This is a genomic window from Streptomyces sp. NPDC049887 (assembly GCF_040656535.1).
Classification (GTDB): Bacteria; Actinomycetota; Actinomycetes; order Streptomycetales; family Streptomycetaceae; genus Streptomyces.
The window spans coordinates 1-14,047 of the sequence record NZ_JBFAMM010000013.1; the positions used below are offsets into that span (position 1 = coordinate 1).

General features: G+C 71.3%; 11 protein-coding genes and 1 pseudogene. 5 read left to right on the forward strand and 7 right to left on the reverse strand.

Going from position 1 to position 14,047, the window contains the following annotated elements; genetic code table 11:
• Nucleotides 1–951, reverse strand: a pseudogene (locus tag AB0J10_RS17615) (IS110 family transposase); the annotation flags it as partial.
• 784 nt (nt 952–1,735) lie between these two features.
• On the opposite strand from AB0J10_RS17615, the gene AB0J10_RS17620 reads away from it, so the two are divergent.
• Nucleotides 1,736–2,956 carry a metallophosphoesterase gene (locus AB0J10_RS17620; RefSeq protein WP_363062476.1) on the forward strand — a complete coding sequence of 407 codons (1,221 nt, stop codon included), beginning with the start codon at nt 1,736–1,738 and terminating at the stop codon, nt 2,954–2,956.
• A 90-nt stretch (nt 2,957–3,046) separates the two neighbouring features.
• On the opposite strand, the gene AB0J10_RS17625 is transcribed toward AB0J10_RS17620, so the two are convergent.
• Nucleotides 3,047–3,970 carry a BTAD domain-containing putative transcriptional regulator gene (locus AB0J10_RS17625; RefSeq protein ID WP_363062478.1) on the reverse strand — a complete coding sequence of 308 codons (924 nt, stop codon included), beginning with the start codon at nt 3,968–3,970 and terminating at the stop codon, nt 3,047–3,049.
• Nucleotides 3,971–4,184: 214 nt separating this feature from the next.
• On the opposite strand from AB0J10_RS17625, the gene AB0J10_RS17630 reads away from it, so the two are divergent.
• Together AB0J10_RS17630 and AB0J10_RS17635 are read left to right on the forward strand one after the other, a co-directional pair.
• Nucleotides 4,185–6,176 (forward strand): AAA family ATPase, encoded by a 1,992-nt coding sequence (locus AB0J10_RS17630; RefSeq protein WP_363062787.1) that lies wholly within the window; start codon nt 4,185–4,187, stop codon nt 6,174–6,176.
• Between the two features lie 477 nt (nt 6,177–6,653).
• Entirely contained in the window at nt 6,654–7,298 is a 645-nt protein-coding gene (locus tag AB0J10_RS17635) for a TetR family transcriptional regulator (protein WP_363062480.1), read from the forward strand.
• Nucleotides 7,299–7,433: 135 nt separating this feature from the next.
• On the opposite strand, the gene AB0J10_RS17640 is transcribed toward AB0J10_RS17635, so the two are convergent.
• The 5 genes from AB0J10_RS17640 to AB0J10_RS17660 form a co-directional block, all read right to left on the reverse strand.
• A complete protein-coding gene (locus AB0J10_RS17640; RefSeq protein WP_363062482.1) occupies nt 7,434–8,957 on the reverse strand; it encodes an FAD-binding oxidoreductase in 1,524 nt (507 codons plus the stop codon).
• Nucleotides 8,958–9,104: 147 nt separating this feature from the next.
• Nucleotides 9,105–10,115, reverse strand: coding sequence for a 2-oxoglutarate and iron-dependent oxygenase domain-containing protein (locus AB0J10_RS17645; RefSeq protein ID WP_363062484.1), 1,011 nt, complete (start codon nt 10,113–10,115; stop codon nt 9,105–9,107).
• A 454-nt stretch (nt 10,116–10,569) separates the two neighbouring features.
• A complete protein-coding gene (locus AB0J10_RS17650) occupies nt 10,570–11,205 on the reverse strand; it encodes a DsbA family protein (protein WP_363062486.1) in 636 nt (211 codons plus the stop codon).
• Nucleotides 11,206–11,592, reverse strand: coding sequence for a hypothetical protein (locus AB0J10_RS17655; protein WP_363062488.1), 387 nt, complete (start codon nt 11,590–11,592; stop codon nt 11,206–11,208).
• 105 nt (nt 11,593–11,697) lie between these two features.
• Nucleotides 11,698–12,150, reverse strand: coding sequence for a GNAT family N-acetyltransferase (locus AB0J10_RS17660; protein ID WP_363062490.1), 453 nt, complete (start codon nt 12,148–12,150; stop codon nt 11,698–11,700).
• A gap of 134 nt (nt 12,151–12,284) precedes the next feature.
• Between AB0J10_RS17660 and AB0J10_RS17665 the strand changes: the two genes are divergently transcribed.
• Together AB0J10_RS17665 and AB0J10_RS17670 are read left to right on the forward strand one after the other, a co-directional pair.
• Nucleotides 12,285–13,262 (forward strand): NADPH:quinone reductase, encoded by a 978-nt coding sequence (locus tag AB0J10_RS17665; protein WP_363062492.1) that lies wholly within the window; start codon nt 12,285–12,287, stop codon nt 13,260–13,262.
• Nucleotides 13,263–13,413: 151 nt separating this feature from the next.
• Nucleotides 13,414–13,965 carry an SRPBCC family protein gene (locus AB0J10_RS17670; protein ID WP_363062494.1) on the forward strand — a complete coding sequence of 184 codons (552 nt, stop codon included), beginning with the start codon at nt 13,414–13,416 and terminating at the stop codon, nt 13,963–13,965.
• Nucleotides 13,966–14,047: the final 82 nt, after the last annotated feature.

A 14,047-nucleotide genomic window follows, 5' to 3' on the forward strand; every position in this document is an offset into this window, starting at 1 on the left:
TGAGATACGGGTTGCCGGGGCGGACCTTGGTGTTCTTGGTGCGGCCGGCGGACTCGTGGTGGCCGGGGCAGACCCCGGCCCAGGAGGCGAGGTGTTTGGCGGAGGGGAAGCGGTCATGTCGCCGCCGGTCTCCGCGATGATCACTCCGGCGACGGCCTGGTTGATGCCGGGGATGGTGTCGAGCAGGTCGAGGGCGCTTCGAAAGGGGGCCATCGCCTCCTCGATCCGCTCATCGAGCTGTCCGATGGCATCGGTGAGTCGGTCGTAGTGGTCCAGGTGCAGCCGGACCAGGAAGGCGTGGTGGGCGCGGAAGCGTCCGGTCAGGGCCTCGGTGAGTTCGGGGATCTTGTTGCGGAGCTTGCGTTTGGCCAGCTCCGCGAGGGTCTGTGGTTCGCGTTCGCCCGAGACGAGAGCCTCCAGCATGGCCCGGCCGGAGACGCCCATGATGTCGGAGGCGACCGCGGCGAGTTTGATGCCGGTGTCCTCCAGCAGCTTCTCCAGGCGCTGGACGATCTGCCCGCGTTCGCGGGTCATCTGGGTGCGGGCCCGAGTCAGGTCCTGCAGTTCGCGCACCGGCTGCGGTGGCACGAACGAGGGACGGACCAGGCCGTGCGCGCCGAGCTGGGCCGGCCAGGCGGCGTCGGAGACGTCCGTCTTGCGGCCGGGCAGGTTCTTGACCTGCCGGGCGTTGACCAGGATCACGTTCAGGTCCTCGGCCGGCAGGTAGTAGAACGGCTTCCAGTAGTCCGAGGTCGCTTCGATCACGACGAGGGTGGCCCCGGCAGCGACCAGATGATCCCGCAGGGCGAGCACGGCGTTCGTGGTCGAACCCCAGGTCGTGGTCTGGGTGGTGAATGTTCCCCGCCGTTTCGTGCTCGGGGCGCGGACGCACGCTTTGGCGTCCTTCTTGCTGATGTCCAGGCCGGCGCAGCGTTCGTGCAGCACGTCCACGGCCCTGCTCCCTCCCTCAACGGCCGAGCGGTACGCCGTTCCGGGAGGGCCAGGGTGGAACAGGAATTCTGACGCGCGTGCTCACAGCAACACTCCACGGTTCCCGTGGACGGCCCTCGCACCATGCTGACCTGCGAGCTCACCGGCATCACAGAAGCCTCGGTTTCGGCCGGAACGAACACCTTCAGCTTCCCGGACCGGCCGCAGCCCACATCAGGGCAGACAGAAGCACCCCCGGCGCACGCCACGGCATTTACCACGCCCCCGGCGCGCACCGAAGGTGCGCTGAGTCGCTGACCTGCAAGAACGCCCAAATGCTAGATCTTGGAATTGAACATGGTTCGCATCACGGAGAACTCCTGGAGGACGGCTCCCTGCCTGCTTTGTGCAGGTCAAGGGCGTTGCTCACCGTACACCGGCGCACGTCGGCGTCGACGACTGTGAGGAACATCGCTACTCATTGAAGGTAGGGCTCTCCCCTCGCCTGTTGTCGATATGCCGCACCGATAGGCCCCGGTGGGCTGGTTCGAGCCCGAGGGTCAGACCGGTCGGCCCGACTTCGCCGATGAGCACGCTGACGCTACACCCCGTCACTTTGTGGACAGCGCGCCGCGCGGACCGCACCCTGATGGCAACTGATGCCAAGGAAGGTGTCCACGGCGGGCCTTGGGTCCCGAAGCGAACCCCTCGCCCCAAGTGACCGCGCTCATGAATGCCGGTCCGGCCGGCCCGAGTGCGACCGGATACAGTGCGCGAGTCAGCAGCCTGGCCAGGGAGGGGAAGCGTGACCGCCACCAGCGACACCCGGCCCGACGAGGGTGGAGCACGAGCGCCGCGGCAGAGCAGGCTGCACCGCCTGATGCGCTACGTCCCCCTGATCGCCCCCGTTCTGCTGTGGACCGTGCCCTGCTGGGTGCTCCTGCACAGCGGCCAGCACTGGCCGCTGCCCGTCACGCTGGTCGGCACCGCCCTGTTCGCGCTCGGCCTCGTCGGAATGCCGCTCGCGATGGTGCGCGGCCACGGCCGGCGCCAGCGGGACCGGGCGGCGATCGTCGGTGACATCCTGCTGGGCACCAGTTGGGTTCTGTTCACCTGGTCCGTTCTGCTCGGCGTCCTTCTGCGGCTCGTCCTGACCGTGGCCGGCGTCGGCGAGAGTCAGGACCGGGCCCGAATCGTCACGTGGGCCGTCCTCGGCACGACCGCCGTACTGCTCGCCTGGGGGTACGCCGAGGCCCGCCGCGTGCCGCGCGTACGCCGCCTCGACGTGCGACTCCCACGGCTGGGTGCCGGGCTGGACGGCCTCCGCGTCGTGCTCGTCACCGACACCCACTACGGTCCGCTCGATCGCGCCCGCTGGTCGGCACGGGTGTGCGAGAAGGTGAACGCCCTGGAAGCGGACCTGGTCTGCCACACCGGCGACATCGCGGACGGCACGGCCGAGCGCCGCCGCGCCCAGGCCGCCCCACTCGGTACCGTGCGGGCCACCCGGGCGCGTGTGTACGTCACCGGCAACCACGAGTACTACAGCGAGGCCCAGGGCTGGGTCGATCTGATGGACGAGCTGGGCTGGGTGCCGCTGCGCAACCGCCATCTGCTGCTCGAACGCGGAGGCGACACCCTCGTGGTCGCCGGGGTGGATGACGTGACCGCCGAGTCCTCCGGCCTGGCGGGCCACGGCGCCCACCTCGCCGGTGCTTTGGACGGCGCCGACCCCGACCTGCCCGTCCTGCTCCTGGCACACCAGCCCAAGTTCGTCGGGCGTGCGGCAGCCGCCGGCATCGACCTCCAACTCTCCGGCCACACCCACGGCGGCCAGATCTGGCCCTTCCACCACCTCGTCCGCATCGACCAGCCCGCCCTCGCCGGCCTCAGCCACCACGGCCCCCGCACCCTCCTCTACACCAGCCGCGGCACCGGCTTCTGGGGCCCGCCGTTCCGCGTCTTCGCCCCCAGCGAGATCACCCTGCTCGTGCTCCGCAGCCCGCACATGCCCACCGCGCCGTAGCAGTGGACGGGCCAACACATGTGCTTGCAGGCGTCCTTGAGCGCCCGCGCGGCGCGCACCACGAGCGCGGTCTCGTGCACCCGCCGCTGCTCACCGCCCCGGCTCCGCTCGCTGTTCCTCCACCAGACGGCGGCGCACCTTGACGAAGCCGGCCAGCGCATACGCCTGCCGGTTGGCGGCATAGAGGGCGCGCATCAACAGGGCGGCCACAGACTCGTTGTGGGGGTGCGTCGCGGAGAGAGCGAGCTCCGCGACGACCTCGGCGTGCCGGCCCAGCCGCAGCTGGCGCCCCACCTTGTCCCGCACCACCACGTGCCTGTACTCCGACAGCCGTAGACGCTCCGCCTCGGCGAAACGGTCCGGGATCGCCGACAGGGGTTCACCGTGGAACAGATTCAAAGCGGCGGACCACGCGCCCACCGCGGCGGCCAGATCACCGGAATCCCGCGCGCCGCGGGCCTCCTCGACAGTTCCCTCAGTCGGGCCACGTCCGTCCGGACGCTTCGCGCATCCAAGCGGTAGCCACCCCGCTCGGTCACGATCACGGACCCGGAGGTACACCGTGCTTCCGGGGGCCGGACGCCGGCGCAACTGGTGCAGATGGACCGGGATGACCTTGGCACCGGCGCCCGGCGGCTCCGGGCCCCGCAGTAGGCCGACTGCCCCGACGCAGATCGGCAAGCCGGACACCGTCCGGCTGCCGAGAAGTGCGATCCGGGTGTGGGTGGAGTTCTCGATCCCGCCGATGCTCAGCTCGGTTGCCGCTGTGCCGGAAGGAGCGGCAGGTCGGCTGCGCGCCCTGCGGCAGACGGTGCGGACGCGGGGAGCGGCCCCTCGCGTTCCGGCAGGACGGGCGGACCGCTCCCCTGCGCCGAGTGCACCACGGGCAGTACAGGCCGCCCGCCGTGCACTGGACGACCTGGACAGACATGACGCACTCCGTGGCCTCGTTGACCCGCTGCCAGGGGTGGCGGCGCCGGGGGCACTGATCGCGGCCCGTCCAGAACCCGTCATCAATAAGGCAACCCGGCCAATCTATTAACTCGGTTCAGTATGCTGTCGGCCGGAATCCGTCGCGCACCCCAGCCGGCCGGCGCGCAGGCCATCACTTCGGAAAGGTCGATCGATGACGTCACACGTCCAGGACACGTACGGCACCCCGGAGGCCGGCGGACTCGACGACGAGCTGGCCCTGGAGCAGGCGTATGTCGCGGTGTGCCGCGAGGCGATGACCCGCCAGGTGGACGATGCCCAGTACCAGGTCGTCGCGGGCGAGGACGTGTCGGGCGACGGCGCGAGCGCCGAGGCGCTCGGACGCTATCTGCGCACCCGCGCACGGCAGATGGCGGAGGAGCCCGACAGCCCGCTGTTCTTCGGCCGCCTCGACTTCGAGGACTCCGAGGAGGCGGGGGACCACCGGCGGCAGCGCTACTACATCGGCCGCAGGCGGGTCTCGGAGCACCCTGCAGCACCGCCCTTGGTGATCGACTGGCGCGCGCCGGTCTCCCGCACCTACTACCAGGCCGGCGCCCTGGACCCGCGCGGCGTCGCGGTGCGGCGGCGCTTCGGCTGGGCACCGTGGAGCCAGGGCGCCCCCGAGGACCTCACCGGGCTCGAGGACGAGCACCTGGACCACGCCCTGGGCGAACATGACGGCGACGCGGCGAGCGCGATCGTCGCCGCCGAGATCGAGCGGCCCCGGCTCGGCCCGATGCGCGACATCGTCGCCACCATCCAGCCGGAACAGGACGACCTGGTCCGCAGCGAACTGAACGAGTCGGTCTGTGTCCAGGGCGCGCCGGGCAGCGGCAAGACCGCCGTGGGCCTGCACCGCGCCGCGTATCTCCTCTACACGTTCCCCGAGCGGCTGCAGCGCAGCGGTCTGCTGATCATCGGCCCGAACCGCACCTTCCTGCGCTACATCTCGGAGGTGCTGCCCTCGCTCGGCGAGATCGACATCGCCCAACTGACGGTGGAGGACGTCGTCGCCCGGCACCCGGTCCGGCGGGTGGACTCCGAGGATGCCGTCGTCCTGAAGCACAGCGACCGCATGGCCACCGTGCTCGAGCGTGCGCTGTACGCCCGGGTGAGGCATCCGGAGGAGTCCATCGCGGTCACCGACGGCTCGTACCGCTGGCGGCTGGACTCGTACGACCTGGCCCGGGTCGTCGACGAGGTGCGGGACATGGGCGTGCCGTACGCGATCGGCCGCGAGCATGTGCGCTCGCGGGTGGTGACGCTGATCCAGCAGCAGGCCGAGCGCAGGGCCGGACCGAAGAGCGTCACGTGGGCGCGGAAGACCGGCCGTTCGAAGCCGGTCGCCGCGCTGCTGAAGACGGCTTGGCCGGTGGCACGGCCGGAGGAGGTCGTGGCCACGCTGCTGAGCGATCCGGCGGTAATGGAGGCCGCCGCGGACGGGGTGTTCGACGCCGCCGAGCGGCGGGCCCTGCTGTGGGCCAAGCCGCCGAGCTCGGAGAAGAGCGCCACCTGGTCGATCGAGGACATGCTGCTGCTCGACGAGGTCGCGGGGCTCATCGAACGCCCCGAGGGCTACGGCCATGTGGTCGTGGACGAGGCCCAGGACCTGTCGCCGATGCAGTGCCGGGCGATCGCCCGGCGCAGCGCGTTCGGATCCGTCACCGTGCTGGGCGACCTGGCCCAGGCGACGGCGCCCTGGTCGGCGCGGAACTGGCAGCAGCAGCTGACGTACCTGGGCAAGGCGCGGGCCACGGTCGTCCCGCTGACCACCGGCTTCCGTGTGCCCGCCGCGGTCATGGAGCTGGCCAACCGGCTGGTGGGCGCCCTCGGCGTGGACGTGCCGGCGGCCCGCTCGCTGCGCCACGACGGCGAGTTGACGGTCAGCGCGGTCGACGACGTGGCGGCCGCCACGGTGTCCTCGGTCCGCGCGGCACTCGACCGTGAGGGGTCGGTCGCCGTGATCGCCGCCGACGACGCGGTGGCCGCGACCTCGGCGGCCCTGCACAGGGCGGGCATCGAGACAGCGACCGCCGAGGAGGTCGGCACGGCCGCCCGGGTGACCGTGCTGCCCGCGACGGTCGTCAAGGGCCTGGAGTACGACCATGTCGTCGTCGTGGAACCGGCCGCGATCGCCGAGTCCGAGCCGCGGGGACTGCACCGGTTGTACGTGGTGGTGACGCGTGCGGTGTCCCGGCTCGACATGCTGCACTCCCGGCCGCTGCCGGAGCCGCTCGCCCCCTGACGGTGCCAGGTGGTGGCCGAGGCGTACGACCCGGAGTTCCCCCGGGGCAGTGTTCTCTTTGCGACCATCGACACCGAGGCGGGAATCCCGCCACTCTCGGTGCTGCGCGAATTCCCGTTCTGGGCCTCGCACTTGCCTCACATTGCTGCGGCGAGGGTCACCGACGGTTCCATCGGCTCCCCGAGGTCATATGACGGCTGAAGCCGCACCGAAGCCGTGACACGGCAGCGGTTGCTCGGGGAGCGGCGTGCCGATGGAGCGGCACAGTTGCCGATAGGTGCTCGCGAGGGCTCGCACCACCGGTAGCGCAGCGACCTCTCGATTGCGGCCTCTGCAGCCTGCACCATGCCCTTAGGTCTTCCTTCACCGCGGAATCGGTTCGTTTCCGCGGCGGACAGGAAATGGATTCCTTGTCCGAGTCAGTTCTCATACCTGATCACCTGATTACCTCGGTAAGAGATACGCTAGGATGGCCTGGTGAATGCCCCGATGGGCTTGCGGGAGCGCAAGAAACAGCGAACGCGGAAGACGATCTCCGACACGGCGATCACCCTCTTCCTGGAGCACGGGTTCGACCAGGTCTCGGTCGTCGACATCGCGGCGGTGGCCGAGGTCTCCAAGCCCACGCTGTTCAAGTACTTCCCCACCAAGGAAGACCTGGTCGTCCACCGCTTCGCCGACCACCAGACGGTGGCCAGCAGCGTCGTGGCCGAGCGGCCGCCCGGGGTGTCCGCGATCGACGCGCTGCACCGGCACTTCCTGGACGGGCTGGCGGCCCGGGACCCCATCACGGGGCTCAACGACGACGAGGACGTCCTGGCATTTCACCATCTCGTGTACTCCACGCCGAGCCTGGTGGCGCGCGTCAGCCAGTACCTGGCCCGGGCCGAGGAGGCGCTGGCCGAGACCCTGGCCGACGCGCTCGACTCGGACCGCGAGATCACCGCGGCCCTGCTGGCCGGCCAGGTGATCGCCACCGAGCGCATCCTGGCGTCGGTGAACTGGCAGCGCATCGTCGCCGGCCGGTCCGCGGACGATGTGCACCCCGAGGCGGTGGCCGACGCCGACCACGCCTACGGACTGCTGCGGCACGGCCTGGCCGGCGTCGGCCCGCAGAGGTGAGGCCGCCGACGGCGGCCCCGCCTCCCAGGAGGTCGAGGGAGCCGGTGGAGCCGGGCCCTGATCTTCGGAAGAGAGGCCGTGTCCACGCCGGGGAGTTCTCCCCCCGGACGGAGCCGGAGGGGTTCGCGCGGCGGTTCAGTCGATGCCCTGGGCGAAGCGGAAGAACCGGTCCGGGTCGTAGGACTTCTTGACGGCCCGCAGCCGAGGGTAGTTGTGGCCGTAGTACGCCTCGCGCCAGCTGGTGAGCGCCGGGTCCATGTAGTTCTGGTAGGAGCGGTGGTTGGAGTACGGGGCGAGGGCGCCGAAGCCGCCGTCCACCCAGGCCCTGGCACGGTCCTTGGCGTCCTGTGCGGGGTCGGGGCGGTGCAGGCCGACCGAGAGGCCGACGTTGAACAGCGCGTCGCGGTGCACGAACGCCGTCGCTCTGGAAGCGACTTCGTTGATCCTCCCGCCGTAGGGGAAGAAGCCCATGAACCGGAACTGGCCGGGCGTCGGCGCGGCCGTGAAGGCATCGAGAGCCGCCTCGGCGGCGGTGCGGGTCCAGGGCACGGCGAAGAACTGGTTGCGCTGTGTGGAGTGGTTGTCGCGGGACAGCTGCGCCTCGGGCGAGTAACCCACGCGGTGGCACTGCGGAACGGTCTTGTCCCCGCAGCCGAAGACGCCCGTCATCGCCTGCCGGTAGGGGAGTTCGACGGACTCGCGGCTGATGGTGGGTGCCGCGGAGGCCACCAGCCGGTCGAGGACCCGGTCGCAGTCCGCCTTGGAGCCGTGGAAGGCCCCGGTGAGGACGACATTGGGCTCGGTACCCGCGGGAGCGTCGGTGGAGAGCAGGAACATCAGCTCGGACGCCAGCTCCCTGGGAGCGGTGGACATCCACTCCTGCCAGGCCAGGATCACCCGGGTCGCGTCCGCCCAGAGGAAGTTGAGGTTGTACGTGGTGAGGGTGGGGATGTGGACGGGCCGCACCTCGAAGTCGGTGACGACGCCGAAGTTGCCGCCGCCGCCTCCGCGCAGCGCCCAGAACAGATCGCGGTGCTCGTACCGCGAGGCCGTCACGACACGGCCGTCGGCGAGCACGACCCTCGCCGACTCCAGCAGATCGCAGCCCATGCCGAACTTGCGGGAGGCGAAGCCGAGTCCGCCGCCCTGAATCCAGCCGCCGGTCGCGACCGTCGGGCAGGTGCCGCCCGCAACCTGGAGGCCGTGGGGAGCGAGCGCGTCGACGATGTCGACGCCCTGGCTGCCGGCGCCGAGACGCACGGTGTGGCCGGTGACGCGGACGGTGTTGACCCGGGAGAGATCGATGACGAGGCCGGGCCCGGTGGAGTACCCGGCATGGCTGTGGCCGCCGCTGCGGACGGCGGCGGGTATCCCGTTCTCCCTCGCGAACACGATGCACGCGGCGACGTCGCTCTCCGCAGCGCAGTACGCGACGGCCCGCGGGCGGACCGCGTCGAACTGGGCGAGTTGCAGCTCCTTGGCGGTGTCGTACCCGGAGTCGGACGGAAGCACCAGGGTGCCGTTCAGCCTCCCCCGCAGCTCAGGCCAGGGCACCGCCGCGGCGGCCTGTACCGGCATCACCCCGCCGGTTCCGGCGGTGAGCGCGGCGGCCGCTGTGGCGCCGGCACCGGCGCGGATGAGCGAGCGTCTGCTGATCACGGGGATTCACACTCCGTTCTGTCCGGGCGCGGGCCCGGGGCGATTCGTGCGGGCGGGGCGGCACCGCCCCGCCGAGGAGGGACGCCTGTGGCGTAGTGAAGGATCGGCGAGGCGCTCGGCCGCACGGCCGAGACGAACGGGAATCCGTCAGATGCGGTCGCCGAGGTGCCGCAGGCCGCGCCGCGCGTGCCCGGCCATGGCGGAAGCTCCGGGAGGCGCCGGGTGTTCGAGCGGCTGATGCCGGCTGTCGAGCCGGCTCATGCGGTACGCGGTCCGCTGGAACAGCTCCTCCGCGGTGAGCACGGGGAAGCGGTGCGGGCGCTCGGCCCGGCCGGGGATCGGCAGCGGCGCGAGCGTCGTCCAGGGTGCGGGATGACAGAACTGAGCGATGGACAGGCGCCCTTCGCGCTGTCCGGGGCCGGCGACGACCCGGTGCACCGCGGCCCGAGCGAGCCCGTCGGTGAGCCGGTCGAGGACCGTCCCCACATTGACGGCGGCGTACCCCTCGGGCACGTCGACGGGGGTCCACCGGTGGTCGATGAATACTTCGAGTCCGCCCGCGGTGGCCCTGGGCTGTGCGTTGATCAGGTCGAAGTGCCGGTACTCCGCTGCCGGCACCCGGCCCGTGGACACCGGGTCCAACGGCGGTTGCCAGACCGCCCGGTTGACCACCGGCCCGTCCTCGAGCATCTCGCTGAAGTAGTCCGGGTGGGCGCCGAGAGCGCCTGCCACCGTGCGGGCCACGTCGTGCTGGAGGCGCACCATGCGCCCCTGCAACTCGCGCAGTGCCGAGCCGATGCCGGGTACCAGGTGGTCGGGAAAGTAGGGGGCCGGGTAGCGGGCGGGGAAGCGGACGCGCAGCGGGTGACCGGTCGGCAGCGTGGAGCCCCAGCAGAAGCGTTCCCCGCAGTCGGGAGTGGTGCCCTTCTCGGCGTTCGCCGTCTGCGGTGGGGCGTAACCGGACTGGCCGTTGCCACCCGGCACCCGGCAGTCGGCCTTGGCCGCGGCGGGCAGGTCGAAGAAGGCGCGGAGGAATCCGTAGGCCTCGTCGAGGAGGGATTCCGGCACGGTGCTGCGGACGAGGAAGCTGCCGTCGCGCAGTGCGCCGCGGATGTGGTCCCGGTCGCCGCGGGGCCCCAGGGGGATCTCTGTCAGCATGACATGTCCTTGATCAATCCTTGTGGGCAGGTCGGGGACCGGTCCCGGTCCGGTCGGTACCGTCGCGGATCGACGGCCTTGGTCACTCGAGCCGGTGGCCCCGGTGCTCGACGCCTCGACCGGACGGCTGCGGAGGATGACCACCCGGACGGACACCGACGGCTCGGCGAGACTCGGGACGCCCACCGTGCCGTCCCGCGAGCACCCGACCGGCCGTCACCTTTCGCCACGGAGTGCCGCGCGGGCGCTCCGGGCGGATCGACGGGCCGCGCGTTTCGACGGATCGACACTTCGCACGCCCCCGACCTCCCGTCGGCACAGGGCCCCGCGCGCGGGCGGGACTCCCCGCACCGCGCGAACACCGGCCCCGCACCCTGCGCCCGCACGGGACCACCGCCGCAAGCCGCCGCCCGGGCATCGATGCCGTCGATCGCGGGAACGGGGGACCTCGCCGTCATTCGAAGACGGGGCCCCGGGTGCGACTTCGCTTGAGCTCGGAGAAGCCGGGGGTCCCGGCCACCAGGAGGATGCCGTCCCACAACCGGGCAGCCGCCTCGCCCCTGGGTGCGGGAGTGACCACCGGGCCGAAGAAGGCCAGTCTGCGGCCGTTCGGTCCCGGCAGGGCCACCACCGGAGTGCCCACCTCCTGACCGACCAGGTCGATGGCCTGCCGGTGGGAGGCGCGCACCGCGAGGTCGTAGGTGTCCCGGTCCGCATGGAGGACGAGGTCGGCGGGCAGGTCCGCCGCCGCCAGTGCGGCGGTCAGGGTCGCGCGGCTCGGGCCGAGTCCCTGGCGGTGGATACGGGTGCCCAGTTCGGTGTAGAAGCGGCCGACCGCCTCACCCCCGAACTTCTCCTGGACAGCGGTGACGATCCGCACCGGCGGCCAGCCCTCGGTGAGCAGCCTCCGGTAGCGCTCCGGGAGGCCCTCCTCCCTGCCTTCGTTGAGAACGGCGAGGCTCAGCACGTGCCAGCGGACGTCGAGGTCACGAAGGCGTGCGGCTTCCAGGAGCCAGCGGGAAGCCATCCATGCCCACGGGCACACGGGGTCGAACCAGAAGTCGACGGGGGTTCTCGACGCGGGTGACATCTATTCCCCTCCGCGGTGGTCCGCGACACGCGTCAGCAGGGCGTGGGCATCGGCCAGGGTCTCCTGCGGCGCGGGTCCGACGCCGCTCACCTGCGGCAGCAGGTCTCCGAGAAGCGCGGCGAGCCGGCCGCCGTTGTCCTGGAGGAAAGCGCACGAACCCTCCCGGAAGGCGGCGCGTATCCGGGTCTTCGTGAGCTGCCCGTCCCCCGCGGTGGCGAGGACCAGTCGCTCGGCGATCCGGCGCTCCAGCGGGCTGGGCACCCACCTTCCGCCGGCCATGTCCTCCGCCAGCAGCGCCACTTGTCGGCGCAGGGCGTCCGGGGTGGCACCGGCCGGGGCGGCGGCCGCGGCTGTGCTTCCCGCGGTCTTCGTGGTCTCCGTCATCATGTGGTGAGGTCGCTTCCTGTGGTCGTACGGCCGAACTGCCGCGCTCCCCACCGTCGGCGCGGGCGGTCAAGGAAGGACCAAGGCGTGGCGAAGGGCGGCGGCCCCTCAGGGTGACCGGACCTCCAGGGCGAAGTGGAGGGCGGCGATGCGCATGCGGTGGGCGTGGTAGAAGCGGTGGGCCTCGTGGTTGGTGACCCCGGAGTCGAGTTCGACGCGGACGCAACCCGCTCGGGCAGCACGTGACGTCAGCTCGTCGACCAGGAAGGCGCCGGTGCCGGCACCCCGCTGGACCGGATCGGTGACCAGGTCGTCGATGAACAGCACCCGCCCCCGGCTGGTGGCCAGTACCCGGTGGCTGCCCACACCGAGACAGCGGCCGGAGGCGTCGTACGCGGCCGTGAAGACCAGACCCTGACGATGTGCCTCGTGAGCGAATGCATCGGCGGCGGTGTCGGTCAGGGCAGGGCGCAGGACCCGCAGCAGGGGTCGCACGTCCGAGGAGAATCGCGGGTCCTCGGGCGCCACGTCGGATGTGTACCGCGTCGGCGAGGGTGTCATGGCGGGCAGCCTAGGGTCCTGAACCGGTCCTTCCACAGGTCGAGTTGACACACCCGTCGACGGACCTGACGGACCGTCCCCGGTTCTTCCGCCGGAGCCGGCCGTTCGGGTGCGCCGGTGCCAGACTCCGGCGCATGCGTGCCGCTTTCATCACCCAGCTCGGCTCACCGGACGTCATTCGGTACGGTGAGCTTCCCCCGCCCGTACCCGGTCCCAACGACGTCCTCGTCGACGTCGAGGTCACCGCGGTCAACCACGTGGACGGCTTCGTCCGTTCCGGAGCCTGGCGCACTCCGCTCGCGTTCCCCTTCGTGATCGGTCGCGACCTGGTCGGCACCGTTGCCGCCGTGGGCCCCGGCGCCCCGGGCTTCCGCCCCGGCGACCGGGTCTGGTGCAACAGCCTGGGTCACGACGGCCGCCAGGGCGCCGCCGCCGAACAGGCCGTGGTGGCCGCGGACCGCCTCTATCACCTGCCCGAGGGGACGGACCCGGTCGCGGCCGTGGCCCTGGCGCACCCGGCTGCCACCGCCCATCTGGCCCTGTTCGCCCACGGAAGGCTGCGGGCCGGTGAGACCGTCGCCGTGCTCGGCGCGGGCGGCAACGTCGGCGGCGCCATCGTGACGATGGCGGCCAGGGCCGGAGCCCGGGTGATCGCCGTCGCCTCCGGCCGGGACGAGGAGTACGTCCGCTCACTCGGGGCCGACGAGGTCGTCGACTACCGGCACAGCGATGTCGCGGGCAGGATCCGCGCGGCCGCTCCGGCAGGGGTCGACCTCCATGTGGACACCTCGGGGCGCAACGACCTCGACACCGCGGTGGACCTGCTGGCGAGCCGGGGCAGGCTGGTCCTACTGGCAGGGCTGCGGACCCGGCCGGTGCTGCCGGTGGGGCCGCTCTACCTGATGGATCGCTCGGTCCACGGCTTCGCCATCTCGCACGCCGACACCGCGCAGCTCGCCGGTGCCGCCCGGGGCATCAACGGTCTCCTCGCGTCGGGTCACCTGCGCCCCCGTGCCACGGAGGTGCTGCCGTTGAGCGAGGCGGCCGACGCGCACCGCCGGCTCGACGAGGGCAAGGTCCGGGGCAAGCTGGTGCTCGGGGTGCGCCGTTGAACAAAGGGACGTGCCCGGGGAACGGCCAAGGCACCTCGAGGTCACCGCTTTCCCGCCGATCCGAACGGTCGCAGAGCGTCCTGAATTCGACTTGACGGACCCGGAAACCCTTGATTGACGGTTCTTCGCAGCCGTCGGCAGGATTGCCGTCATGACCACCAAAGAAAGCGTCATCAACAATTCGCCGCTCTTCGAACTCGACGCCCGAATTCAGGTTTCCGCGTCCCCCACGGAAATCTACGCCGTCGTCAGCGATCTCACCCGCAGCAAGGAGTGGAGCCCCGAGTGCATGGGCGGTGAGTGGATCAGCGGCCCGCCGTCGGCCGTCGGCTCGGTCTTCCGCGGCGAGAACCTGCGCGGCGAGGACGTGGTCGGCTGGGCACCGCTGGTTCGCGGGACCTGGCACACGGAGGCACGCGTGGTCGCCGCGGAGCCCGGCAGGACCTTCCGCTGGATGATGCTCACCCACGCCCGGGAGGACCAGGAGTCCATCTGGGGCTTCGACATCGAGGATGCCGGCGACGGCACCTCGTGGCTGATCCACCACTTCCGGATGGGCAGGGCGACGGCCGGCATCCACAAGATCGTCGAGAAGCTCGACGAGGACGCCCGCAAGCGGTTCGTGTACGACTGGACCGCAAAACTGGAGCAGGACCTCGACGCCACCCTGAGCCGCATCAAGAACGTCATCGAGAAGAACTGACGCGTCTCGAGATCTCGACGCGCAGCGGCGGTTCAGGGGATTCCCCCGCGCCCCTCCCCGCCCCTCCCCCATCAATTGACGA